The organism is Pseudomonas sp. GZD-222 (genome assembly GCF_049310525.1).
In the GTDB taxonomy this organism is placed as follows: domain Bacteria; phylum Pseudomonadota; class Gammaproteobacteria; order Pseudomonadales; family Pseudomonadaceae; genus Aquipseudomonas.
This window is the reverse complement of the sequence record NZ_JBMOWO010000049.1, coordinates 16,844-41,977: the sequence shown is the minus strand read 5'-3', so window position 1 is coordinate 41,977 and position 25,134 is coordinate 16,844. Positions and strand designations below refer to the sequence as shown.

The following is a 25,134-nucleotide window of genomic DNA, read 5'->3' as shown; positions in this document are numbered from 1 at the left end:
TAGGGTTAAAAGTGTTGGAGTAACTGGCCACCCATGCGGTGAGCCAAGGGAGAAGTACCGGCCAGCAGGGCCACACGCTGGCCGCTGCGAACCAGCTTGAACAACGGTTGGACGACGATGACGCCTTCTACATCGCTGCAGATGGGGATGCGCTCACTGCCCAGCGGCGCGTCGATGGGAACCAACTCGGCGATCAGCTCGCCACAGGCCACGCTGTCGCCCGGACGCTTTTTCCACACCAGCAGTCCATTGCCTGGCGCGGGCAGGTGACTGGCGCCTTCCAGCGGGTAGACCTGCACGGCATCAACGGGCATGGCCTCGTTATCGTCGAGCCGCACCAGGCCCTCGCTGGCCAGAAAGCGCAACAGCCCCAACGCGTCTTCGCGGGCAAGCTGGTCATCGACATCGGCCTGGCCGCGCAACTCGATACTGGCGGCGAAAGGCCTTGCCGTGGCATCGACAAAACCGTTTTCCACCAGCCAGTTCCACGGGCGGTTGCAGGACTCGTCGAAGGGGCGTCCACCGGCGCTCTCTTCGAGGAATACCACGCGCATACCCAGGCACGCGGCCAGGTTCACCGCCCGTTCACGCTGGGCGTAAGTGGAGTAGAGGTGCAGGACCCCGGCGGTGTCGCAGTGCAGGTCGAGCACCAGGTCGTGTTGCAGGGCATCGCGCAGTAACGCCTGGCGGGTGGCGCTGACCGCATCATGAACGGGCAGGGCCTCCAGCGCATTGCTCAGCAACTGCTGCGGACTTTGTGCCGAGGTGGATGCATTTGCCAGTTGAGCATCGAGCGCTGGAATCAGATCGGGGAAGTTGCGGTTGAAGTTTTCGCCGTTGGCCAGGTTGAAGCGGCCGGCCCAGCAACCGAACAGATTCTGCGTCAAGCCGACCGGGTTGGCGAAAGGCCGGATGACGATACGCCCGCGGATCCGGCCTTGTTCGTGCAGATCGCCAAGCAGCTCAAGCAGGTGCTGGATCACCAGTAACCCAGGGTGTTCGTCGGCGTGCAGGCCCGCCTGGATGTAAGCGCTGCGGGTGCTGCCTGCACCGCTGAATTCATGGCTGACAAGGCGTAGGGCAGTTCCTGGCCCCAAGGCGGGAAGCGCTGTTTCGTGAGTCTGGATGGGCATGTGCAAGTGTCCAGATGGCGTAGAATATTTATACACCGTAGACACATATTCCACGCATGGCAATCACTTTATTGCAGCGAATCGGTACGAACTGTTGCAACGCAGACGGCGAAATCCCGCAGCAAAGCGGGACTCGGGAGGAGGGAAATTACGAAGGGATCTAGGCGCCTGAAGCGTCGCGGGCAAGCTTTACGTACTTGTAAACCGTCGCCCGGCCCATGTTCAGGACATTGGCGACATAATCGTAAGCGCTTTTGCCGAGGAACGCGCCTTCGGCATGCAGGGCCTCGATAAGCGCGCGCTTGTGCTCACGATCGAGGCTGTTCAGGCTCAGGTTGTGCTCGCGCAGCCAGGCATGCAGAAAGGTATTGATGCGCTCCTGCCAATCGTCACGAAACAGCGCTTCGGGCTGCGGCAGCAAGCGGCTGGCCTGGAAGAACAGGTCGAGGGCTTCTTTGGCCTGTTCCAAAATGGAGAAGTTCAGGTTGATGCAGATCAGCGCCTCGGGCGTACCACTGTCGTCGAGCATCACGCTGCTGATCGAGCGGATCTTCTGACCGGTCCAGTTGAGCTTCTCGTAGGGTCCAAGGCTGAGCGAGTTGCCAAGGTCTGCGGGGAGCTCCTCGAGGGCGGAATCATCGCCGATCGTGCGTTTGGAAATGTTGTTGGCGATGTGAATGACCGTCTGCGAGCGCAGGTCATGGACCACCACCTCGGCATGCGGGAACAGCAGGGTCGCCATGCAGTCGGCCATGGTCTTGTAGTTGCTGAACCGAGGGTGATCCGCTTTGGCTCTGGAGGTCATTCGGGCTACCGGTAACGAGAAAACATCGATGCTACGCGACATCAACTTCAGGTAAAACCCTCGTTGCGGTTGCGACGACTGCCTGCGTTCCATTCTGCCCCGGCCCCCTCCATCGCAGGGGGGTAATACCCGGCTGTCCAGCGCATAACTCGAAGACCAACAACCACGACGAGTGTTGCGATGAAAATGAATTTCGCCCGTACCTTTGCCCAACTAGCCGTGCGCTATGGCGACCAGGAGGCATTGGTCAACATCGAGCGCCAGCGGCGCTACAGTTTTTCGGCGCTGCACCGGCTCACCAACCAGATCGTCAACATGATGCGCGAGAGGCTGCAGCTTGGGCGCGGCGACGCCTACCTGTGCATCCTGGAAAACGACAACCTGTCACTGCTGCACACCTGGACCGCACTCAAGGGCGAAGCCGCTGCGGCTTACGCCAATTACCGCGACTCGCGGGATGAGCACATTGCCCAGGTAGACCAGCTACGTCCGAAAGTGGTGTTTCTCGAGAATGCGCTGCTTGAGCGCTACCTCGGTCTGCTGCTGGCCCGCGGTGTCACCGTGGTTTGCATGGATCCGCCGACCATCACGCGCGAAGGCCTGCATGGATTTGATCAACTGCTGGAGGGCGTCGGCGACCACGACCCGGGTGTAGAGAGCGATCCGCGCGTGGACATCCTTGTCTATCGCTTCACCGGGGGTACGACCGGCAAGAGCAAGTGTGCGCAATACACCATGGACAACTGGCTGGCCTGTCGCGATGCCTTTTATGCCGAGAGCGAGCAGGCGTTCGATGCGGCAACGCGGCTGTTGCACATGGCGCCGATCAGCCATGGTTCGGGGCTAAGTGTGCTGGCGACACTGTTTCGTGGCGGTTGCACGCTCACCCAGAACCTGCCGGACCTGAGCCAATGGTGCCGCAACATTGCCGCCGAACGGGTCACTGTTGGTTCGCTGGTGCCGACCCTGCTGTACCGCCTGCTCGACCTCGAGGCGGCCAGCGACCACGACCTGTCCAGCCTACAGACGGTCTACTACGGCGCCGCGCCGATGAGCCCGAGCAAGCTCTGGCAGCTTCAGCAGCGCTTCGGCAACATTTTCCTGCAGATCTACGGTGCCACCGAGTGCCTGCAGGCGGTCGCTACGCTGGGCAAGGCCGATCACCTGCACGCGGGTGAAGATGGTCGCCTCGCTTCGGCGGGACGGGTGGCACCGGGTGTTGAGCTGATGATTGTCGACGCGGCAGGCGAGGAGGTCGCGGCCGGGGCCACGGGCGAGGTGTGGCTGCGCAGCCGGGCGACCATCGGCGGTTACCATGGCGATCCCGAGGCGAGCGTCAGCGAGTTCAGCAACGGCTTCTGGAAGTCGGGCGACCTGGGGTATGTCGATGCGCAAGGGTACTTGTTCATTGTCGACCGCAAGAAGGACATGATCATCACCGGCGGCTTCAACGTCTATGCGGTCGAGGTGGAGGCCGCGCTCAATGCCCATGCGGATGTGGCGATCTCGGCGGTGGTCGGCATTCCCCATGCGCAGTGGGGTGAGGCGGTGCATGCCGAGGTGGTGGCGAGGGCGGGTACGCAGCCGTCGGTGGAGGCGTTGATCGACTACGTCAAAGAGCGCTTGGGGCGATTCAAGGTGCCCAAGTCGCTGGTGTTGGTGAGCGAACTGCCGGTCAGTCCGGTCGGCAAGGTACTGCGCCGGCAGGTACGGGAAAAATACTGGAAGGACCAACGACGGAGTATTTCCTGAGTAACCGCCGACTGCGCCCGGACTGGCTGTAGGACCTTTGAGAAATGTCTGTAGTACTTTGAGAAACGTCTGATGGTTCTCCGGTTTGGCCGAGACCTATAGTTCGGCCGCCCTTTAGAGGCTCAAAAAACACATAAATGGAGTCGTCATGAAACAGTTTCTGAGCGCTGCCGTATTGGTCTCTGCTGCCGCCCTGGTCGGCGGTTGCACCAGCTACAACATCAGCCAGCCCGTCGCGCCGGTAGCCGGCGCGGTAACCACCGACCTCAAGGCTGACGTGGCGGTAGGCGAAAAGATCAGCGGCCAATCGAAAGTCAACATCCTGTTTGGTTTCCTCAAATTCGGTGGTGACAGCCAGTTCGCAGACGGTGTGGCCTATGGTGGTGAGGGCGGCTCGGGTCTGGGCCTGGCAGCCTTCGACCCGGTTTCCTCGGCCAAGGCTGCCGCAGCGTTCAAAGCAGTGAAAAGTAGCGATGCCGACCTGATTGTCGCGCCGCGCTATGAAGTGTCGGTTCAGGACTACTTCGTGTTCAAGACCGTCGACGTAAAAGTGACCGGTAACAAGGGCAGCATCAAAGATATTCGTTAAACCCCGCAGGGCTGGGTGCAATGCCCAGCCCGTCTCAGCATCACCATGCCTGCGACTCAGACTTCGTTGCAGACCCAGTGGCCAGTTGCCCGCCATTCAAATTTACGAACTGTCTCATTTTACCTGCTGGCGCACAGCTATAGGCTGGAGGACCGTTTTTCATGAATGCGAATGGACAGTGAACAGACGCATGGGGGAGCGCTTAACCCGAACCCGGTAGCCACGAGGTAGATCCATGAGCGAGGACGATGCATCGAAAACGTTACCCAGAGCAAAGTCGCCCACCGTGCTGTTGGTCGAAGATCATGTGTTCCAGCGCGAATACGTAGCGCAACAACTGCGCGCAGACATCGCTGCTGAAGTAGAGTGTGCCTCAAACGGTATTCAGGCGTTGACCTTGTTGAAGGACAAGCGCTACGACCTGGTTATCTGTGACCTGGCCATGCCCGACATGGACGGCATCGTGTTTATCAAACGCCTGGCACAGCTGAACGAAAAACCCAATCTCGTCGTGCTGTCCTCGCAACCGGCCTCTCTCATTCAGTTGGTGGAGCGATTGGCGATTTCACTGGGATTCAAGCAACTGAGTGCCTTGGCCAAGCCGCTCAGCTCTGGCGAACTAAGTGCAACCCTGCGTCGTTTCGATAGCGCACGTAGTCAGATGGCAATGGCCAAGGATGACCGTGATGCATCGCCTATACCTTCTGGCTCTATCGAAATACTGGAAGGGCTGATCGGTAATCAATTCACCGCGTGGTATCAACCGCAGCATGATATCAACACCTCCCGGATCGTCGGGGTCGAGGTACTTGCGCGCTGGAATCATCCTTCCAGAGGCCTTCTATTACCTGGGCAATTCTTGAATACGATCATCGCCGCGGGCTGGATCAACCAACTGAACTCGATGCTCCTGGAAAAAGCGCTACGCGCCCAGGCCGCTTGGCGCGCGATGGGCTGGCCGCTGACCTTGTCGTTCAACATTCCTGTGTCACTGCTGTGCGAAGAGTCGCTTCCCGAGCGTTTGCTGAGCATTGTCGAGCAGTGTGGAGGCGACCCGGCAACACTGATGCTGGAGTTGACCGAGACCACCGAAACCGACGACTACAGTGACTACCTCGCAGGGGCTGCGCGGCTCAAGCTCAAAGGCTTCAAACTATCCATTGATGATTACGGCACTGGTTATTCATCGCTATTGAATTTGATGTCGATTCCCTTTGATGAAATCAAGATCGATCAGGTCTTTGTTCAGGGTGCACATAAAAGTCCGGTCGCCCAGGCGGCGCTTGAAAGCAGTATTTCCCTGGCCAGGCGGCTAAAGATGAAAGTGGTGGCGGAGGGGGTGGATGACCCTCAAGACCTGGCGTTACTTAAAGCGCTGGGCTGCAGCACCGTGCAAGGCTATCTGTTCAGCAAGCCGATGGCCGCCTCGGCGATGGAGCGGCTGTTACGGGAGAGAGGAAGCGGGCGCTGAGCGTATGCGGTGTTTGCCGAGAATATAAGAATCCTCCTATTTAAGGCGCTGGGCCAGGCGGATAGTATTGCCTGATGAACACGCACGCCTCACGTCTCCAGGATAATCTGATTTTAAAGCCGGAATTCGCTTATAAGCTGATTGTTTGTCTGTCGTTTGCGTTTGTGTTTGTCGTATTAGGCGCGGTAACGATGTTTTTTTATGCATTGGTGATGTCTGAAACCTCTGTGTATCGTAAGAATTTTAATAATGGCTACACGCAAAGTCGGGATTTCTTTGAGAAAAACGAGTTATTGCTTGCCGGCATGATCAAAGGGATCGAGTTTTTACCCGCATCGGCGGTGGCGGTTAAAACCCCGGACAGAAAGCATTTTCGTTTCGATTTCCCTCCGGTACTTGACGGGCGAAAAGGTAGTTTGGTCCTGTCTGCTCAGCTGCGCTGGGAGCTTCGCAAGTCGAATGTCAGTATTATTTACATGGACCGCGCAAGCGGGGCTGCACGCTATGTATTCAGGGCAGATACAGGTCAAAGTAACGCGCTAAATGACGTGTTCGAAAAGCTCAAGAATGTTGACTGGAAAAAAGAAACCGGTCATGGGCTACAGGTATTCGAGTTGGGCAGCGGTAGCGATAGTAAATTCTATCTGTTCGAACCTGTTTCGCCCCGACTGATGCCGAATGCCTGGCTCGGTATCGAGTTGCCGCATGCTCGCGTTCAGCAATCGTTGACGACCGAGATTAACGCGGCACCGGAATTGAAGATCAGTTACCTCATTCTGGATAAAAAACGCCAGGTGGTGAGCGGTGTTCCAGAACCGAACCTCAATGCGCGTAGTATGCGTATTTTTCTCGATGAATTGAGGGATGACGGTGATGGCTTCGAAAGTTACGCTGCCCCGGTCTTTAAAGTAGCGTTGAAAAAAGAGCTTGGCGGTGGCCAGCGCTGGATTGTTTATTATGCAAGTTACAGCAATTTGTTATGGCAGATGCGTTATTCTGTCGTGTTCGGTATTTTGTTTTTTATAGCGTCTATTCTTTCCGCCTGTATTCTCATTCGCTATGTACGGCGCACTGTATTTGTTCCTGCACAAGCGCAGGCGCTGCAACTTCTGGAGCGCGAGGCATTCAACCGGACCATGCTCGATCTGGCGCCGGTGGGCATCTGTGTGTTCAGCCGCGAAAGTGGGGCGCTATTGCTGCAGAGTGAAAGGGCGCGGGCCATGCTCGCCTCGTACGTCGAAGTGGATGGCTGTCGTGCAAGCTTGCGCGAGTTCTTCATGAGCATCCCCCTTGCAGAGGGTGAGACAACCCTGCGCACCGGCGTCACCACCTTCACCACCCCTGATCATACGCCACGCTACATTCATGTTTCGGTGGCAGAGCTGCACTACAACGACCAGCCCGTTCTGTTCTTTTCGTTTGTCGATGACAGCGAGCGCAGGCGCGCGGAGCTGCTGCTGGCCGCGGCCAAGGAAACCGCCGATGAGGCAAATGCGGCCAAATCAACGTTCCTGGCGATGATGAGTCACGAGATTCGCACGCCGTTGTACGGTGTACTGGGCACCCTGGAGCTGCTCGCCGGCACTACCTTGCAAGCGCAGCAGCGGGGCTACCTGAGTACCATTGAGCATTCCTCCAGTAACCTGTTGCACATCATTGATGACATTCTGGATTTTTCCAAAATAGAAGCCGGTCAGCTCATCCTGGAGCCCTGCGAGTTCAACCTGATTGAACTGGTTGAAGAGGTGGCGAAAAGTTTCATCTCTCTGGCGCGAAAAAAAGGCGTGGACCTGTATTGCTGCCTGCAACCGGACCTGCCGCTGCTGGTCGGGGATCGCAACCGCCTGCAGCAAGTGCTGGGTAATTTGCTTAGCAATGCGGTGAAGTTTACCGACAGCGGCAAAATCGTCATTCGAGCCGGTGGCAGCGAAAATGCTGCAGGTGGCATCGCCGTGTGGATACAGGTCTCGGATTCGGGTATCGGCATCGGCAAGGCGTCGCAGGACAAGCTGTTTGAACCCTTTATTCAAGCTGATGATTCGACCGCACGGCGCTACGGCGGCACCGGGTTGGGCCTGTCGATCTGCCGCAGGCTGGTGGCGTTGATGGGCGGTAGAATCGAACTGGTCAGTGAGGTGGGGCTGGGTAGCAGCTTCACTGTGTCGATTGAACTGCAAAGCCCCGGAAGGCCACAACCGATCAGCCTGGCCGGGCTGCCTACCATTCAGGTCTTTGCTGGCGCCAATGAACAAGGTGAAACCTTGCTCGCGTTAATTGAGCATGCAGGAGGGCAAGCGCAGCCCTTGGGGCAATTGCTGCCCGCATCGGCACACAACGATTTACTGCTGGTCAGTTGGCCGCATCGTCCAGAACCAGCGTTTGTCAGCAGGTTTGCAGCGGTTGTCTGGCTTGAGCCGCAAGAAGCGTCGATACCTGAGTGGCGCAATGATGGTTGGCATGTCAGCAGTCTGTGCCAACGCGGCATTCTGCACGCACTGCAACGGGCAGGCGGAAACACCCCCCTGGGGTTCGGATCGTCGTCTGTGTTTTTGCCCCCGGTGCTCAAGACCCTCCACGTGCTAGCGGTTGAAGATCATCCCATTAACCAGTTGGTGCTGACTGACCAGCTGCAGCAATTGGGCTGCCAGGTGACGATGACCTCGGATGGACGTGAAGCCTTGCAACGCTGGCAGCGGGGTGAGTCCTTCGATGTGGTCCTGACCGATGTGAACATGCCGGAGCTCGATGGTTATCAGTTGACCCGAAGGCTGCGTGCCGAGGGGCTCAAGGTACCGATTGTCGGCGTGACCGCCAATGCCCAGAGCGATGAAGGCGAGCGCTGCTTGCAGGCGGGGATGGATGGCTATCTGGTCAAGCCGTTTTCGCTGTCGGGGCTACGCGAGGCGTTGCAGGCCGTGGGTGCTGTTGCCGCAGTGGCAACGCCCAATGTCATTGCCAAACTCGACGAGATCAAGCCACAAATGCGAGCGTTGTTCATTGCGACCACCCAGCATGATTGGTTGGCAATGATGAACGCGGTAACACAAGGTAATGTTCCGGCAGTCTCCCAGTACGCGCATCGTATCAAAGGTGCCCTGGCAACCATCGGTGCAATGGACACAGCTGAATTTGTGCACCTTGAAGAAATCGCTACCTCTGATGATCTGTCACGGATTGACGACTGCCTGGGACGATTGAAGGAATACTTGAACCCTATACTGGAGGCGTCAACATGACCCTTAAGGTGGTGCTGGCTGACGATCATCCGATTGTTTTATTTGGGGTGCGTATGACCCTTGAGCGCGAGCCAGGCATTGAAGTCTGTGGGCAGGCGCACGATTCCACGGCACTTGCCGAGTTGATCGATGAAGTACAACCCGATGTGCTCATCAGTGACTTTTACATGCCGGGCGGCAAACATGGGGACGGCTTGACCCTGGTTTCGTTTGTCAAACGCCGTTATCCGCAGCTCAAGCTGATCATCCTGACCATGATGACCAACCCTTCAATATTGAAAAACATCGTTAATGCCGGTGCCGATGGCGTGCTGCTCAAGAGTGCAGGGCAGGGCAACCTGGTTGAAGCGATCCGAGCGGTTGTCCAGGGTAAAAAGTACATCGCTGCGGCAGTGATGAAACTGATCAATGAGGCCAAGGTCGAGAATCTGAACGCGCGCGGCAATCCGGAACAACGGGCACTGTCGAGTAAAGAGTCCGAGGTCCTGCGCCTGTTCGTGGGCGGACACACGGTGTCCGAGATCGCCAATATTCTCAACCGCAGCGTAAAGACCATCAGTCATCAGAAAATATCGGCGCAGCAAAAGCTGGGCATCGCCAACGATAAAGGTCTGTACGAATACGCGTTGCGCAACGGGCTGCTGTGAAGCCTGCACAGAACAGCACGTGCAGCGCCGAATCAGCTACAACGCAGGCGCGTGCATGCAGGCGGCCAGGTCCTCGAGGAACGCATGCAGGATCGGCGGTGGCGACACGCCGCGGCGGGTGATGAGATCGAACGGTGAGGTCAGGTCCAGCGCTGTGGCGCCCAGGCGCCGCATGTCGCCGGTCTTCACCCATTGCTCGGCAAAATGCACCGGAAGGAAACCGATGTAGGCCCCGGAAATGATCAGGATCGCTGCCGCCTCGATGTTCTCCACCGTGGCGGCGGCCTTGGTCATGCCCAATTGCTCCAGGTCGTACTCATGCATGTAGCCGCGTACGACGATACGACAGCTACGCACCTCCTCCAGCAGACGACCGTTCGACGCCTTGCTGGCATACAGCGGATGACGGCGACCGCAATACAATCCAAGCGCTTCGTTGTAGAGCGGCAGGTAGGACAGCCCCGGAACCCGCAGAGGGAAGTGACCGATGGCCAGGTGCAGCCGGCCGTCGAGCACGCGCTCTTCCAGTTCCGCCGGGGCGCCGATGTAGATGTGCAGGTGGGCGTCGTGGCCCCGCGAGACAAAGCGCTGGGTGGTGCGCGGTAGCGGTGAGTCGGGATCGGTCAGGGTCGAGTCGATGATGCCGAGGTTGAGCTTGCCGCTGATGTGCTGCTTGAGCACATCGGCGTCCATGCAGAAACTTTCCACCGCACCCAGCAGCCGCAGCGTCGCTTCATGGATGGCCACGCCTTGCTCGGTGAGGCGAAAGCCGCTGCGGCCACGCTGGCAAAGCTTGACCCCCAGGCGGGTCTCCAGGTGGGTCATCTGCTCGCTGATGGTCGATTGGCCGGCGTTCAGCGCGGCTTGCGCTGCGGAAAAGCCGCCACACCTGACGATGGTGGTGAACACCCTGAGAAGCTTCAGATCGACATCGTGGAGCTGGATCACCGTGGCCTCCCGTCCGGGCGTCACATCGCGGATGCTGATATGAACGTCCGGGCTACGTTTTTTTTCTAAAGCTAACCCTGAGCGTGGGTTGTCCGCAATGCCTGGTGTTGCGAATTGCCTCAAGGGGCTCCGAAGGTTCCTCCTGGTCGACAGATGCTGGTGCAGATACTTCGGATCCGGCGATGTATGCATCTGCACTTGCGCATTTTTCCCCTGCTGGCCTGCCTCCATAGTGGCTGCAACGGTGGTCGCGCAGTCGCCCCGTCTCCTGAACATAACAAGAATTGGAGAAACCCGAACATGGCAAAGCATGGTTACGAATCCGGCCGTCTGAACCTGCCCTTCGTGGGGCATTGCACCTTCGCCAAGTCGCCCATCTGTACCGACTGGAATGCCATTGATGCCGATGTCGCGATCCTCGGCGCGCCCAATGACATGGGCACCCAATGGCGTTCAGGTGCGCGTTTCGGACCACGCGGTATCCGCGAGGCATCGACACTGTTCTCCTTTGGCCACGCCGGTGCCTACGATTTCGAGGATGACGCCACTTACCTGACCGAAGACCAGGTGCGCATGGTCGATGTCGGTGATGCCGATATCGTCCACACCGACATGGCCACCAGTAACGCCAACATCGAGATGGCAGTGCGCCAGATCCTCGCTTCAGGCGCCATGCCGGTCGTACTGGGCGGCGATCACTCGATCCACGCGCCGGTGATCAAGGCGTTCGAGGGTCGCGGACCGATTCATATCGTGCATTTCGACGCTCACCTGGACTTTGTCGACGAACGCCATGGCGTGCGTTACGGCCATGGCAGCCCGTTGCGCCGTGCATCGGAGCTGGAGCACATCGTCGGCATGACCCAGATGGGCATCCGCAATGTGTCATCCTCCAATCGCGACGATTACGATGCCGCGCGCGATGCCGGTTCGCAGATCCTGTCTGTGCGCGATGTGCGTCGCCTGGGTTGCGAGGGCGTGCTGGCGAAAATTCCCGAAGGCCGCGACTACTACATCACCATCGACATCGACGGCTTTGACCCCTCCATCGCGCCAGGCACCGGAACGCCGAGCCATGGCGGTTTTGTCTACTACGAAGTACTGGAAATCATCCAGGCGCTGGCCAAGCGCAGCCAGGGCCGGATCGTCGGCATGGACCTGGTGGAAGTGGCCCCGGCCTACGACCACGCCGGCGTCACCTCGATCCTCGCCGCGCAACTGCTGATGAACAGCATCGGTTTCATCTTCCATGCACGCGCCCGTGCTCGCTGATCCGGAGAATTGACCGTGGACAACAAGGTAAAAGCCTACCTGCAGGCCTTCGGCGTTTCCGAAGCCACCCAGCGTTTTCTCTCCAAACCGCAGCGCATGTTCATCGGCGGGGCCTGGCTGCAAGCCAGCGATGGCGCCAGTGCCGAAGTGATCGAGCCGTACACCGAGGGCGTGCTTAGCAGCATTCCGATGGGCACCGCCGATGATCTGGACCGCGCGGTGCAAGCTGCCCGCGCACAGTTCGACGGTGGCCCCTGGAGCCAGCTCAAACCCCTGGAGCGCGAACGCCTGCTGCATCGTCTGGCGGACCTGATCGAGGCCAATGGCGACGAGCTGGCGCAGATCGAGTCCATCGACATGGGCAAGTCGGTGGTCCAGGCGCGTGCCGTGGATATCCAGGGCACCGTTGATACCTTGCGCTACTTTGCCGGCTGGGCCAGCAAGATTCACGGGCGCACCGTCGAACCCTCGCTGCCTGGCAACTACCTGGCCTACACCCGCAAGGAGCCGGTCGGTGTGGTGGGGGCAATCGTGCCGTGGAACTTTCCGCTGCAAACCATGGCCTGGAAACTCGGCGCCGCCCTGGCGACCGGCTGCACGGTGGTGGTCAAGCCGGCAGAGCTGACCTCGCTGTCAGCCCTGCGCTTCGCCGAGCTGGTTCAGGAGGCGGGTATTCCCGACGGTGTGTTGAACATCGTCACCGGGCGCGGCAGCGTGGTCGGCACGGCAATGTCCAGCCATCCGGGCATCGACAAGCTGAGCTTCACCGGCTCGACGCCTGTGGGCTGCTCGGTGGGCAAGTCGGCGATGGACCAGATGAAGCGCCTGACCCTCGAACTGGGTGGCAAGTCGCCGGTGATGGTGTTCGCCGATGCCGACATCGAGGCCGCGGCCATCGCCGTCGCCAACGGTGTGTTTTTCAACTCCGGGCAGGTCTGCGATGCCGGGACCCGCGCCTACATTGAACGCAGTGTCTATCCCCAGTTCCTGCAGGCGCTGGCCAAGTACACGGCAACCCTGAAAATCGCTCCCGGCCTGGATCCGGACTGTTTCATCAGCCCTATGGTCTCGCGTCAGCAACAGCAGCGGGTGCTGGATTACATCGCGCTGGGCAAGGCCGAAGGAGCCCGGCTGTATTACGGTGGCGAACTGCTTGAAGGCCCGGGTTTCTTCGTGCAACCGACGATCTTCGCCGACTGCGATAACAGCATGCGCATTGTCCGTGAAGAGATTTTCGGTCCGGTGCTGGTGACCATGCCCTTCGATAGCCAGGAGCAGGTTGTGGACCTGGCCAACGATTCGGCGTTCGGACTGGCTGCGGCGATCTACTCCAATGACCTGGGTCGGGTCCATGGCCTGATTCCACGCCTGCGCGCCGGCACCGTCTACGTCAATGCCCACAGTACGCTCGACCCGTCCATGCCGTTCGGTGGCTACAAGCAGTCGGGCTACGGCAAGGACATGGGTGCTGAACAGCTGGAGTTCTTGCTGGAAACCAAAGCGGTCTGGATCACCTTGCCCTGAGGTACAGGGCAACCTGCGCCGCTGACGGTTGGCGAGCGGCGCAGGTTTAGCGGATGCATCGAATTTCAATAACAAGAACCTATCGAGGTGATGCCCATGAACAGCCAAGTGGATGAAGCGCGTGCACAGGATCTGGAACGGCGCATACGCGCCTACGAAGAACTCGAGAGGAGGGCGCACTGGCCCGGTGCGTTGAGCGCGCGTGATGTCGTTGCGTTATCGCTGCTGACGCTGGTGATGGTCGCCGGTGCTTATTTGCTGGGAGGCCAACCATGAGCGCTTCCAGAGAGCAGGAGTTTCGCCTGAGCGCGGAACGTGGTGATACTCCCTTGCTGCCCAGCGAACGGGTCTGGGGTTTCTGGGGCTTTGCCTATGCCAACTCGGCGCTGGCCGTGGCGACCTGGGTGTTTCTGATTGGCGGCGCCACTGCGCTGTTTGTCGGGCCGTTGCAAGGTATCAGCGCGATCATCATCGGCAATATCATTGGCGTGATCCTGGCGGCGTCATCCACCTGTCTGCCGTGCGGCAAGTACGGCGTCGAGCAGTTCACGTTTCTGCGCAGCATGTTCGGTATCAATGGCAGCCGCCTGGTCTACATCCTTTCCGTGGTGGTGCTGACCATGGGCTGGCTGGCGGTGCTGGGGCTGATGTGCGGGCGGGCGCTGGACAACCTGGAAACCCTGGTGCACCAGCAACAGCCTGCGGCCGACGACTGGCTGGTGCCGGCCGGGGCATTGCTGGCCATCGTCCTCGCGGCGCTGGTGGCGATGCGCGGACCGGACATGATCCGCCGCCTGAGCGCAGTGATCGCACCCAGCCTGATCCTGATCATGCTGGCGCTGATGTACTTCATCTCCCAGCGCTTCAGCCTGAGCGAACTGCTGGCAATGCCGCCCCTGCAGCCGCCGTTCGCCGATCAACGCATCAACTACATGATTGCCGTGGAAATCAACATCGCTGCCGGTTTTTCCTGGTGGCCCTACATCGGCAACCTGTCACGCCTGTGCAGCAATCAACGCACGGCGTTCTGGCCCAACCTGGTGGGCGTGTTCGGCGCCGCCTCGCTGGGCGAGATCGTCAGCCTGTTTGCCGCCTCCACCCTGGGCAGCAGTGACCCTACCGCCTGGATGCGCCTGGCCGGTGGGGTGGGATTTGGTGTGGTGGCGTTGAGCTTCCTGGCGCTGGCCAACCTGACCGGCATGGTCAACATCCTCTACACCGCGGTGATCGGTCTGCGGCAACTGGCCGGAGAGCGCTTGCGCAGTGTGCGCTGGGGTGTGTTGATCGCGCTGTTCTGCGTGATTCCGATCGGTATCGTGCTGTGCTTCCCGGGTATCTACGATGGTTTCTTCATCTTCCTGGTGTGGACCTCGGCGCTCAACAGCGCTCTGGCAGGCATCGGCATCGCCGATTACTTCTTCCTGCGCCAGCAGCGCCTGAATCTGCGCCATCTGTATGCCGCGCAAGCGAACTCGCCACTGCGCTTCTGCAAAGGCTTCAACCCCGTTGCACTGCTGGCGCTGGTGGCGGGATTCGCCATCTACGTGGTGGTGTTCAACCCGCAGACGCTGGCCAATACCACCTTCTTCACTTTCGCCACTGCCTCACTGCCGTCCTGCCTGCTGGCGGGGCTGGTCCACTACGTGCTGACCCGCTTGCTGGCCACGCGTCTGGGCTGGGGCAGCTACCCAACAGGCAATGAACGCAACATCGAGGCTGCGGGCCTCAGCGCAAAGGACTAAAACCATGAACAAGCGATACGACTACATCATCATCGGTGCAGGCTCTGCTGGCTGCGTTCTGGCCAACCGCCTGAGTGAAGACGCCGGTACTTCGGTACTGGTCCTGGAGTTCGGTGGCAGTGACCGCAGCGTGTTGATCCAGATGCCCAGCGCGTTCTCTTTGCCGATGAACACCAAGAAGTACAACTGGCGCTACGAAACCGTCGCCGAACCGCATCTGGACGGTCGGCGCCTGCATTGCCCACGCGGCAAGGTGCTCGGCGGTTCATCCTCGATCAATGGCCTGGTCTATATCCGTGGTCATGCTTGCGACTTTGACGAATGGCAAAGCCTGGGTGCAAAGAACTGGGACTATCGTCACTGTCTGCCGTACTTCAAACGCGCCGAGACCTTCAAGTTCGGCGGTGATGATTACCGCGGCGGCGCTGGACCGCTGGCCACCAACAACGGCAACAACATGCAGAACCCGCTGTACGGCGCCTGGGTGGAAGCGGGTGCGCAGGCTGGCTACATCAAGACCGATGACTGCAATGGCTATATGCAGGAAGGCTTCGGCGCCATGCACATGACGGTGAAGGACGGCGTGCGTTGGTCCACCGCCAACGCCTACCTGCGCCCGGCGATGACCCGGCCGAACCTCACCGTCGTCACTCATGCCATGACCCGGCGCATCCTGCTCGATGGCAAGCGCGCGGTGGGCGTGGAATACGATGAGGGCGGCCAGACCCACAAGGTCTACTGCAACCGCGAGGTGCTGGTGTCTTCCGGCCCGATCGGCTCTCCACACTTGCTCCAGCGCTCGGGTATCGGTCCCGAGCCGGTGTTGAAAGCGGCCGGCATTGAAGTCCGTCACCACCTGCCAGGGGTTGGTGAAAACCTCCAGGACCATTCGGAAATCTACATCCAGTACGCCTGCAAGGAGCCGGTGACGCTGAACGGCAAGATGAACCTGTTGGGCAAGGCGCTGATCGGTCTGCGCTGGCTGCTGTTCAAGGATGGCCTGGGCGCCAGCAACCACTTCGAGGCGGGTGGGTTCATCCGCTCGGCCAAGGGCCTGCGCTGGCCGGACATCCAGTTTCACTTCCTGCCGGCGGCGATGCGCTACGACGGCGACAAACCGTTCAAGGGCCATGGTTTCATGGTGCTCACCGGGCCGAACAAGCCCAAGAGCCGTGGGCATGTGCGGGCGCTGTCGGCGGATCCCTACCAGCATCCGCAAATCCGCTTCAACTACCTGGAAAGCGAGGAGGACCGCGAGGGCTTCCGGCGCTGTGTGCGCCTGACGCGGGAGATCATCGCCCAGCCGGCCATGGACCGCTATCGCGGCGAAGAGCTGGCGCCAGGGCCACAGGTGCAGACCGATGAAGAGATCGATGCCTTCGTCCGGGCCAACATGGAAAGCACCATGCACCCCTGTGGCTCCTGCCGCATGGGCGAAGACGACATGGCCGTGGTCGACTCGGCGTTGCGCGTGCGGGGTTTGCAGGGGCTGCGGGTGATCGACTCTTCAGTGTTCCCCAGCGAGCCCAACGGCAACCTCAATGCGCCGACCATCATGCTCGCCGAACGCGCGGCGGACCTGGTGCGTGGGCGCGAGCCGCTGACGCCGGCCGATGTCCAGGTCGGCCTGGTCGATGGTTGGCAAGAAGAACAGCGCAGCCGCGCACCGCTGCGCAAGGTAGGCGCCTGACGATCCGGTGGGAGCGGCGGTGCGACGACTCGACTTGCCCCGCGATGCGATTCGTCAGACACATCGCTTCGCGGGGCAAGCCCGCTCCCACCGCTGCTCCCACCGGGGGTACCCAAGCGGTTTCGGAGTGAATGCGTTCCATTGGAGCGAAAACGTTACGGTAGCTGCGAGCGTAGGGTTTACGACGCTTCAGCGCTGATGAGCAGCTTGATTAACGGCTTTTTATGGAGTGACTTCATTACACCCAATAAATGCAACCCTGCATAAAACAACGACTTTTTCCTTGGCATAGACCTTGCTCTTTCATTGGAACTCCGCCAGCACTGGCTGAGGCGTTTGAACTTGTGACGTTATAAAAACAATTAAACTAGCAAGGTAAAGCCTAATGAAAAATTCGACGCTGGGTCCGCCTGACAGCGAAGCGCACGAACTCCAACGTAATCTCTCCAACCGCCACATCCAGTTGATTGCCATCGGCGGTGCTATTGGCACCGGCCTGTTCATGGGCTCTGGCAAGACCATCAGCCTCGCTGGCCCGTCAATCATATTCGTCTACATGATCATTGGTTTTATGTTGTTCTTTGTCATGCGGGCGATGGGCGAGTTGTTGCTGTCCAATCTCAAATACAAATCTTTTATCGACTTTTCCGCCGACCTGCTGGGACCCTGGGCAGGGTACTTCACCGGGTGGACCTATTGGTTCTGCTGGATTGTCACTGGCATTGCCGACGTTATTGCGATCTCCGCTTATTTACAGTTCTGGTTCCCGGATATTCCACTATGGTTGCCCGCACTCAGTTGTGTTGGCCTGCTGCTGTCGCTCAACCTGGTGACGGTGAAGATGTTCGGTGAACTGGAGTTCTGGTTCGCCATGATCAAAATCGTGGCCATCTGTGCGTTGGTCTGCACCGGGCTGTATATGGTGGTCGCGGCGTATCAGTCGCCCACTGGCAACACCGCGTCGCTGGCCAACCTGTGGAATGACGCAGGGATGTTCCCCCATGGTGCCATGGGCTTCTTCGCCGGTTTTCAGATCGCTGTTTTTGCCTTCGTCGGCATCGAACTGGTGGGCACCACCGCGGCAGAAACCAAGAACCCGGAACGCAATCTGCCGCGGGCAATCAATTCAATTCCGCTGCGCATTATCATCTTCTACGTGTTCGCGCTGATCGCCATCATGGCGGTGACGCCGTGGCGTGAGGTGGTTGCCAACAAGAGCCCGTTTGTCGAACTGTTTGTCCTCGCCGGCCTGCCGGCAGCCGCAGGGATCATCAATTTCGTGGTGCTCACTTCTGCCGCGTCTTCGGCCAACAGTGGTGTGTTTTCAACCAGCCGCATGCTGTATGGCCTGGCGCTGGATGGCGATGCGCCCGGCAAGTTTGCGGCGTTGTCCAAGCGGGCGGTGCCCTCCAATGGCTTGATCTTCTCGTGTATCTGCTTGCTGGCCGGGGCGGTGGTCATTTACCTGGTGCCGAACATGCTCGATGCCTTCACCTTGATCACCACGGTGTCGGCAATCCTGTTCATGTTTGTCTGGTCGATGATCCTGCTGTCGTACCTGGCGTATCGCAAACACCGCGACACCTTGCATCGCGCCTCGAAATACAAGATGCCAGGTGGCATCACCATGGCCTGGGCCTGCCTGGCGTTCTTCGCGTTCATCATTGCCCTCCTGGCCCTGGAAGAAGACACCCGTAAGGCGTTGTACCTGGTACCGGCCTGGTTTGTAGTGCTCGGTCTGTCTTATCGCTCGCTGCGCCAGAAAAGGCTGCAGGGCGTGCAGTTGTCATACGACGCGGACTGATCGTCAGGTTCACGCGTTTGTTCAGGGGGGGACCGCACAGGCTGTGCTGTCCCCCCGTAGTCTTTTTGCCAGGGAGGAAACCGCGATGCGCATTCATGTCACCTTCATCGACCGCGTTGGCATTACCCAGGAGATCCTGGCGTTGCTCGGCGCGCGCAACCTCAACCTGGACGCGGTGGAAATGATCCCGCCCAATGTCTACATCGACGCACCGGCGCTGTCACAAGCCGTGCTCGAAGAGCTTCACGATGCACTGTTGCGGGTGATCGGTGTGCAGGCGGTGGAGCTTGTGGATTTTCTGCCCGGCCAGCGTCGGCACCTGCAGTTGGAGGCGCTGCTCGCAGCAATGAGTGATCCGGTACTGGCGGTGGACCCTGGCGGCCATGTGCTGCTGGCCAACCCTACGCTGGTCAGTCTGGTTGGTCGCGAACCGGCAGGTGAACCGCTGTCCCGACTGTTCGCCCAGCCGGACCTGGCGCAGACCCTGATCGACAAGGGCTTTCGCCTGCCCATGTGCGAGGTGAGTTTCCAGGGCCAGGCCTTGTTGCTGGAAGCCACGCCCATCAGCGGCGGGGCCGACGCCCTGGTGGGCGGCCTGCTCACGCTCTATCCGCCGAGCCGCATTGGCGAGCGCCTGGCGTCTCTGCTGCATGACCATGCCGAAGGCTTGCAGACGTTGTTGGGCGAGTCGGCGGCGCTCAAGGATCTCAAGGTGCGCCTGCACAAAGTCGCCAGTCTCGATGCGCCGATTCTGATTCAGGGCGAAACCGGCACCGGCAAAGAGTTGGTGGCCCGTGCCTGCCATGCCCTGAGCGTACGCCGCGATGCGTCTTTCCTGGCGCTGAACTGCGCCGCACTGCCAGAGAGCCTGGCCGAGAGCGAGCTGTTCGGATACGCCGCCGGTGCTTTCACCGGCGCCCAGCGCGGCGGCAAGCCGGGCCTGCTGGAGCTGGCGGATGGTGGCACGGTGTTTCTCGATGAAGTGGGCGAGATGTCGCCGTACCTGCAGGCCAAGCTCCTGCGCTTTCTCAGTGACGGCAGTTTTCGTCGCGTCGGCGGTGGTGCTGAGGTACGGGTGAATGTGCGGGTGGTCTGTGCCACGCACCGCAACCTGGAAAACATGGTGCTCGAAGGCAGCTTTCGCGAGGACCTCTATTACCGCCTCAACGTGCTCAACCTGATGGTGCCGCCGCTGCGCGAGCGCGGGCAGGACATTCTCCTGCTTGCCGAGCATTTCCTGCGCCAGGCCTGCGCGCAGATCCAGCGCTCGCCGTGCCGGCTGGCGCTGGCGACCCAGCCGTTGCTGCTGGGCAATCGTTGGGCCGGCAACGTGCGCCAATTGCAGAACGTGATTTTCCGCGCGGCGGCCATCAGCGAAGGGGAAGTAATCGATTGCGATGACCTTGAGCTGGCCGGCACGGCGCTGGGCAGCCAGCAGGCCGGGGCAGCGGAAGTCATCAGCCTGGAAGCGGCAGTGCAGGGCTTCGAAAAATCCCTGCTGGAGAAATTCTACGCCACCTATCCCTCCACCCGGCAACTGGCGGCGCGCCTGCAAACTTCTCACACCGCGATCGGCCAGCGCTTGCGCAAATACGGCATCGCCAATCGCTCCTCGTAGGCTGGTGGTTCGATTGCGCTCCACTGGAGTGATTTTGCTCCAGTCGGGCCAAGGCCAGGTTTCATTGGTCGGCACCCTGTAGGGGCGTTCCCTGGCGCGCAGTTCGGAGCGATTTCGTTCCGCTGCAGAGTTCACTAATGTTTTTGAATGATCGCGTAAGTATTTAATTAATAAAAATATTAAGTAGTTGGCATTGGCCTTGCTCTAGTACTTGTCAGTCCTGCACCGGGACCCTGATAACAAGAGGAAGATCCATGAGCATTTTGCGTTTTACGCCTGAACATGAATGGCTGCGTCTGGAAGCGAATGGCGAACTGACCGTCGGCATCAGCACCTTCGCCCAGCAAGCCCTTGGTGATGTGGTGTTCGTGCAATTGCCCGAGCTGGGCCGCTACGGGGAAGGTGATGAAGTCGCGGTGTTGGAGTCGGTGAAAGCGGCCAGCAACATCAGCATGCCGCTGACGGGGGAAGTGGTGGCGGTCAACCAGGCCTTGGCGGATGACCCCGAGCTGGTCAATGCATCGCCCATGCAGGACGGTTGGTTCTTCCGTATTCAGGCGAGCAACGCGGTGGATCTCGACACCCTGATGGACCAGGACGGTTACGACCGCTTCCTGGCCGACCACGCCTGAGCGCAGGTGCCGACATGAGCAGAGCACAGATCCCGTTGGACACCGACAATGAGTTCATCGCCCGTCACATTGGCCCGCGCGCGGACGATATCGAGCGCATGCTGGCGCTGACCGGCCACGACTCCCTCGAGGCCCTGATCGACAGCGTCATCCCCGACAGCATCAAAGGTACCAGCGTGCTCGAACTGTCCAAGGGGCAGGGCGAGGCCGAGGCGCTGGCCGCAATCAGAGCCATTGCGGCGAAGAATCAGCTGTTTTGCAACCATATCGGCCAAGGCTATTTCCCTTGTCATACACCCACGCCGATCCTGCGTAATCTCCTGGAAAACCCGGCCTGGTACACGGCATACACGCCGTACCAGCCGGAGATTTCCCAGGGGCGCCTGGAAGCGCTGTTGAATTTCCAGACCCTGATCAGCGACTTGACCGGTATGCAGATCGCCAACGCCTCGTTGCTCGATGAAGCCACTGCTGGCGCCGAGGCCATGACCTTCTGCAAGCGTCTGGCAAGCAACAAGGCAGCGGCGTTCTTCGTCTCCCGCCAGTGCCATCCGCAAACCCTCGATGTCCTGCGTACCCGTGCCGAACCCTTGGGAATCGAGGTGGTTATTGGCGACGAGTCCCGGCTGATGGAGGAGGGCGTAGACGGCTATTTCGGCCTGCTTCTGCAATATCCGGCCAGCACCGGCGACATCGCCGACCATCGCGCCCTGGTGCAGCGCGTCCACGATGCCGGTGGCTTGGTAGCGGTTGCGACTGACCTTCTGGCCTTGACCCTGTTGATACCGCCGGGTGAATGGGGGGCGGACGTAGTACTGGGGAGCGCCCAACGCTTTGGCGTACCCCTGGGGTTTGGCGGCCCCCATGCCGCCTTTTTTGCGACCCGCGATGCATTCAAGCGTGACATGCCCGGGCGTCTGGTCGGGTTGTCCATCGATCGCTTCGGCAAGCCGGCCCTGCGCCTGGCCATGCAGACCCGTGAGCAACACATTCGCCGCGAAAAGGCCACCAGCAACATCTGCACCGCGCAGGTGCTGCTGGCCAATATCGCCAGCATGTATGCGGTCTACCACGGTCCTGACGGGCTGGCGCAGATCGCCCGCCGTGTGCATCGCCTGACCGCGATTCTGGTGCAGGGGCTGCGGCAACTCGGGCACCAGGTCGAACAGGAGCACTTCTTCGATACCGTCACTGTCGTGACCGCACAGCCAGTGGCCGAGGTGCTGGCCAAGGCCAATGACGCACGCCTCAACCTGCGTGTGATTGATGACGTGCGTGTCGGCCTGTCGCTGGATGAGACCTGTGAACAGGCCAGTGTCGAGGCCCTGTGGCAGGTCTTTGCAGCGCCAGACCAATCAATCCCGGACTTCGCCACCCTGGCCGCCAGCACCGGCGATTGCCTGCCGTCGCCGTTGTTGCGCAGCACCGCGTTCCTGCAGCATGAAGTGTTCAATCGCTATCACTGTGAAACCGAGCTGATGCGCTACCTGCGCCGCCTGGCCGACAAGGACCTGGCCCTGGACCGCTGCATGATCGCGCTGGGCTCGTGCACCATGAAGCTCAACGCCGCCAGTGAAATGATACCGATCACCTGGCCGGAGTTTGGCGCCTTGCATCCCTTCGCCCCGGCCGAGCAATCGCTGGGCTACCGGCAACTGACCGACGAGCTGGAAGCCATGCTCTGTGCGGCCACCGGCTATGACGCCATGTCACTGCAGCCCAATGCCGGCTCCCAGGGTGAATACGCGGGCCTGCTGGCGATTCGTGCTTACCATGCCAGCCGCGGCGAGGCGCAGCGTGATGTGTGCCTGATCCCGTCTTCGGCCCATGGCACCAACCCGGCCACGGCACAGATGGCCGGTATGCGCGTGGTGGTGGTCAAGTGTGACGAGCGTGGCAACGTCGATGTCGCGGACCTGAACAGCAAGGCCGAGCAACACCGGGACAACCTGGCCGCGCTGATGATCACCTATCCCTCGACCCATGGTGTGTTCGAGGACGGCATTACGCGTATTTGCGACATCATCCATGCCCATGGCGGCCAGGTGTACCTGGACGGCGCCAACATGAATGCCATGGTCGGCCTCTGTGCGCCGGGCAAGTTCGGTGGTGATGTGTCACACCTGAACCTGCACAAGACCTTCTGCATCCCGCACGGTGGAGGCGGTCCGGGCGTCGGCCCGATCGGCGTCAAGGCCCACCTGGCGCCGTTCCTGCCAGGTCACGGGCACTTGGCGCGCAAGCAAGGCGCGGTGTGTGCCGCACCGTATGGCAGCGCCAGCATCCTGCCGATTACCTGGATGTACATGCGCATGATGGGCGGGGAAGGGCTCAAGCGTGCCTCGCAGCTGGCCATTCTGAGTGCCAACTACATCGCCCGGCGTCTGGAGGAGCACTACCCGGTGCTCTATAGCGGTGACAACGGCCTGGTCGCCCACGAGTGCATTCTCGATCTGCGCCCGCTCAAGGACAGCAGCGGCATCAGCGTCGAAGACGTGGCCAAGCGCCTGATCGACTTCGGCTTTCACGCGCCGACCATGTCCTTCCCGGTGGCCGGCACCTTGATGGTCGAGCCGACCGAGAGTGAGTCCAAGGAGGAGCTGGACCGCTTCTGCGACGCGATGATCTGCATTCGCGAGGAAATCCGAGCGGTGGAGAACGGCAGCCTGGACAAGCTCGACAACCCGCTGAAGAACGCGCCGCATACCGCGCGCGAGCTGGTCGGCGAATGGCCTCATCGCTATAGCCGTGAGCTGGCAGTTTACCCGCTGGACGCGTTGCGCGAGGGCAAGTACTGGCCACCGGTGGGCCGTGTAGACAATGTCTATGGCGACCGCAACCTGGCCTGCGCCTGCCCACCGCTGTCGATTTATCAAGACGCCTGATTGCTGTGAGTGGGAGCTGTTTTCATTTGCTTGAACACTAATAACAAGGAAAGCCACCATGTTCCATAAAAGCCTGACCCTCTCCGATTTCGACCCTGCGCTGTCCGCCGCCATCCGCCGCGAGGCGCAACGCCAGGAAGATCATATCGAGCTGATCGCTTCGGAAAACTACACCAGCCCGCAGGTGATGCAGGCCCAGGGCAGCGAACTGACCAACAAGTACGCTGAAGGTTACCCGGGCAAGCGCTACTACGGCGGGTGTGAGTACGTGGATGTGGTAGAACAGTTGGCGATCGACCGCGCCAAACAATTGTTTGGCGCAGGTTATGCCAACGTTCAGCCGCATTCTGGCTCACAGGCCAATGCCGCAGTCTACCTGGCCTTGCTGCAGGCCGGCGAGACGATTCTGGGCATGAGCCTGGCCCACGGCGGTCACTTGACCCACGGCGCCAAGGTCAGTTCGTCCGGTAAGTTGTATAACGCGGTGCAGTACGGCATCGACGCCAACGGCCTGATCGACTACGACGAAGTCGAACGCCTGGCCGTCGAGCACAAGCCGAAAATGATTGTTGCGGGCTTCTCCGCCTACTCGAAAACCCTGGATTTCCCGCGCTTTCGTGCTATTGCCGACAAGGTCGGGGCGTATCTGTTTGTCGACATGGCCCATGTCGCCGGCCTGGTCGCGGCGGGCTTGTACCCCGACCCGTTGCCCTACGCCGATGTCGTTACCACCACGACCCACAAGACTCTGCGCGGCCCACGCGGTGGTCTGATTCTGGCCAAGGCCGATCCGGAGCTGGAGAAAAAACTCAATTCGGCAGTGTTCCCGGGTGGGCAGGGCGGGCCGTTGATGCACGTGATCGCCGCCAAGGCCGTGTGTTTCAAGGAAGCCCTGGAACCTGGCTTCAAGGAGTACCAGTTCCAGGTCATCAAGAACGCCCAGGCCATGGCGGAAGTCTTCAAGCAGCGTGGTTACGACGTGGTCTCCGGTGGCACCGACAACCACCTGTTCCTGGTCAGCCTGATTCGCCAGGGCATCACCGGCAAGGACGCCGATGCGGCATTGGGCCGTGCGCATATCACGGTGAACAAAAATGCCGTGCCCAACGATCCGCAGTCGCCATTCGTGACTTCCGGCTTGCGCATCGGTACCCCTGCGGTCACCACCCGCGGTTTTCAGGTGCCGGAGTGCCGCGCGCTGGCGACCTGGATCTGCGACATCCTCGACCATATCGGCGATGCCGATGTTGAAGCCCAGGTGGCCAGACAGGTAGCGGAGTTGTGTGCCCTGTTCCCGGTGTATCCGGCCTGATCCCTGGATTCGCTTAGGCCCTGGCGCTGACCGAGGTCAACGCCAGCGGCGCACTGACGCGAGCATCATCGAAT

The 25,134-nt window shown here is 60.2% G+C and carries 18 protein-coding genes; 15 read left to right on the top strand and 3 right to left on the bottom strand.

Annotated elements, in window-relative coordinates; all coding sequences use genetic code 11:
* Positions 1 to 5: 5 nt before the first annotated feature.
* On the bottom strand, positions 6 to 1,133 hold the full coding sequence (locus tag ACO6VD_RS08845; protein ID WP_422418365.1) for a succinylglutamate desuccinylase/aspartoacylase family protein: 1,128 nt from the start codon (positions 1,131 to 1,133) through the stop codon (positions 6 to 8).
* A gap of 160 nt (positions 1,134 to 1,293) precedes the next feature.
* Positions 1,294 to 1,938, bottom strand: a complete 645-nt coding sequence (locus tag ACO6VD_RS08840) for a helix-turn-helix transcriptional regulator (RefSeq protein WP_422418363.1) — start codon at positions 1,936 to 1,938, stop codon at positions 1,294 to 1,296.
* Positions 1,939 to 2,118: 180 nt separating this feature from the next.
* On the opposite strand from ACO6VD_RS08840, the gene ACO6VD_RS08835 reads away from it, so the two are divergent.
* The 5 genes from ACO6VD_RS08835 to ACO6VD_RS08815 all read left to right on the top strand — a co-directional run bounded on the left by ACO6VD_RS08835 (position 2,119) and on the right by ACO6VD_RS08815 (position 9,633).
* Positions 2,119 to 3,690 carry a class I adenylate-forming enzyme family protein gene (locus ACO6VD_RS08835; RefSeq protein ID WP_422418361.1) on the top strand — a complete coding sequence of 524 codons (1,572 nt, stop codon included), beginning with the start codon at positions 2,119 to 2,121 and terminating at the stop codon, positions 3,688 to 3,690.
* Positions 3,691 to 3,838: 148 nt separating this feature from the next.
* A complete protein-coding gene (locus tag ACO6VD_RS08830; RefSeq protein ID WP_422418359.1) occupies positions 3,839 to 4,279 on the top strand; it encodes a hypothetical protein in 441 nt (146 codons plus the stop codon).
* Between the two features lie 235 nt (positions 4,280 to 4,514).
* Positions 4,515 to 5,750 carry an EAL domain-containing response regulator gene (locus ACO6VD_RS08825; RefSeq protein ID WP_422418357.1) on the top strand — a complete coding sequence of 412 codons (1,236 nt, stop codon included), beginning with the start codon at positions 4,515 to 4,517 and terminating at the stop codon, positions 5,748 to 5,750.
* A 74-nt stretch (positions 5,751 to 5,824) separates the two neighbouring features.
* On the top strand, positions 5,825 to 8,986 hold the full coding sequence (locus ACO6VD_RS08820) for a response regulator (RefSeq protein ID WP_422418355.1): 3,162 nt from the start codon (positions 5,825 to 5,827) through the stop codon (positions 8,984 to 8,986).
* Complete coding sequence (locus tag ACO6VD_RS08815; RefSeq protein WP_422418353.1) at positions 8,983 to 9,633, top strand: response regulator; 651 nt, start codon at positions 8,983 to 8,985, stop codon at positions 9,631 to 9,633. The genes ACO6VD_RS08820 and ACO6VD_RS08815 overlap by 4 nt, the downstream gene beginning before the upstream one ends.
* 36 nt (positions 9,634 to 9,669) lie before the next feature.
* On the opposite strand, the gene ACO6VD_RS08810 is transcribed toward ACO6VD_RS08815, so the two are convergent.
* Complete coding sequence (locus tag ACO6VD_RS08810; protein ID WP_422418352.1) at positions 9,670 to 10,581, bottom strand: LysR family transcriptional regulator; 912 nt, start codon at positions 10,579 to 10,581, stop codon at positions 9,670 to 9,672.
* 300 nt (positions 10,582 to 10,881) lie between these two features.
* Here ACO6VD_RS08810 and speB point away from each other — a divergent pair, with 300 nt between their 5' ends.
* The 10 genes from speB to glyA all read left to right on the top strand — a co-directional run bounded on the left by speB (position 10,882) and on the right by glyA (position 25,060).
* Positions 10,882 to 11,853, top strand: coding sequence for an agmatinase (gene speB, locus ACO6VD_RS08805; protein WP_422418351.1), 972 nt, complete (start codon positions 10,882 to 10,884; stop codon positions 11,851 to 11,853).
* A 15-nt stretch (positions 11,854 to 11,868) separates the two neighbouring features.
* Positions 11,869 to 13,377: an aldehyde dehydrogenase family protein gene (locus ACO6VD_RS08800; RefSeq protein WP_422418350.1), complete on the top strand. Its 1,509-nt coding sequence runs from the start codon at positions 11,869 to 11,871 to the stop codon at positions 13,375 to 13,377.
* A 96-nt stretch (positions 13,378 to 13,473) separates the two neighbouring features.
* Positions 13,474 to 13,653: a hypothetical protein gene (locus tag ACO6VD_RS08795; RefSeq protein WP_422418349.1), complete on the top strand. Its 180-nt coding sequence runs from the start codon at positions 13,474 to 13,476 to the stop codon at positions 13,651 to 13,653.
* Positions 13,650 to 15,119, top strand: coding sequence for a cytosine permease (locus ACO6VD_RS08790; RefSeq protein WP_422418348.1), 1,470 nt, complete (start codon positions 13,650 to 13,652; stop codon positions 15,117 to 15,119). Before ACO6VD_RS08795 ends, ACO6VD_RS08790 begins: the two co-directional genes overlap by 4 nt.
* Before the next feature lie 4 nt (positions 15,120 to 15,123).
* On the top strand, positions 15,124 to 16,809 hold the full coding sequence (betA, locus tag ACO6VD_RS08785; protein ID WP_422418347.1) for a choline dehydrogenase: 1,686 nt from the start codon (positions 15,124 to 15,126) through the stop codon (positions 16,807 to 16,809).
* Positions 16,810 to 17,194: 385 nt separating this feature from the next.
* Positions 17,195 to 18,613 carry a D-serine/D-alanine/glycine transporter gene (gene cycA, locus ACO6VD_RS08780; RefSeq protein WP_422418346.1) on the top strand — a complete coding sequence of 473 codons (1,419 nt, stop codon included), beginning with the start codon at positions 17,195 to 17,197 and terminating at the stop codon, positions 18,611 to 18,613.
* 85 nt (positions 18,614 to 18,698) lie between these two features.
* Complete coding sequence (locus tag ACO6VD_RS08775; RefSeq protein ID WP_422418345.1) at positions 18,699 to 20,231, top strand: sigma 54-interacting transcriptional regulator; 1,533 nt, start codon at positions 18,699 to 18,701, stop codon at positions 20,229 to 20,231.
* Between the two features lie 254 nt (positions 20,232 to 20,485).
* Complete coding sequence (gene gcvH / locus ACO6VD_RS08770; protein ID WP_422418343.1) at positions 20,486 to 20,863, top strand: glycine cleavage system protein GcvH; 378 nt, start codon at positions 20,486 to 20,488, stop codon at positions 20,861 to 20,863.
* A gap of 14 nt (positions 20,864 to 20,877) precedes the next feature.
* Positions 20,878 to 23,748, top strand: a complete 2,871-nt coding sequence (gcvP, locus tag ACO6VD_RS08765; protein WP_422418341.1) for an aminomethyl-transferring glycine dehydrogenase — start codon at positions 20,878 to 20,880, stop codon at positions 23,746 to 23,748.
* Positions 23,749 to 23,806: 58 nt separating this feature from the next.
* Positions 23,807 to 25,060: a serine hydroxymethyltransferase gene (gene glyA, locus ACO6VD_RS08760; protein ID WP_422418340.1), complete on the top strand. Its 1,254-nt coding sequence runs from the start codon at positions 23,807 to 23,809 to the stop codon at positions 25,058 to 25,060.
* Positions 25,061 to 25,134: the final 74 nt, after the last annotated feature.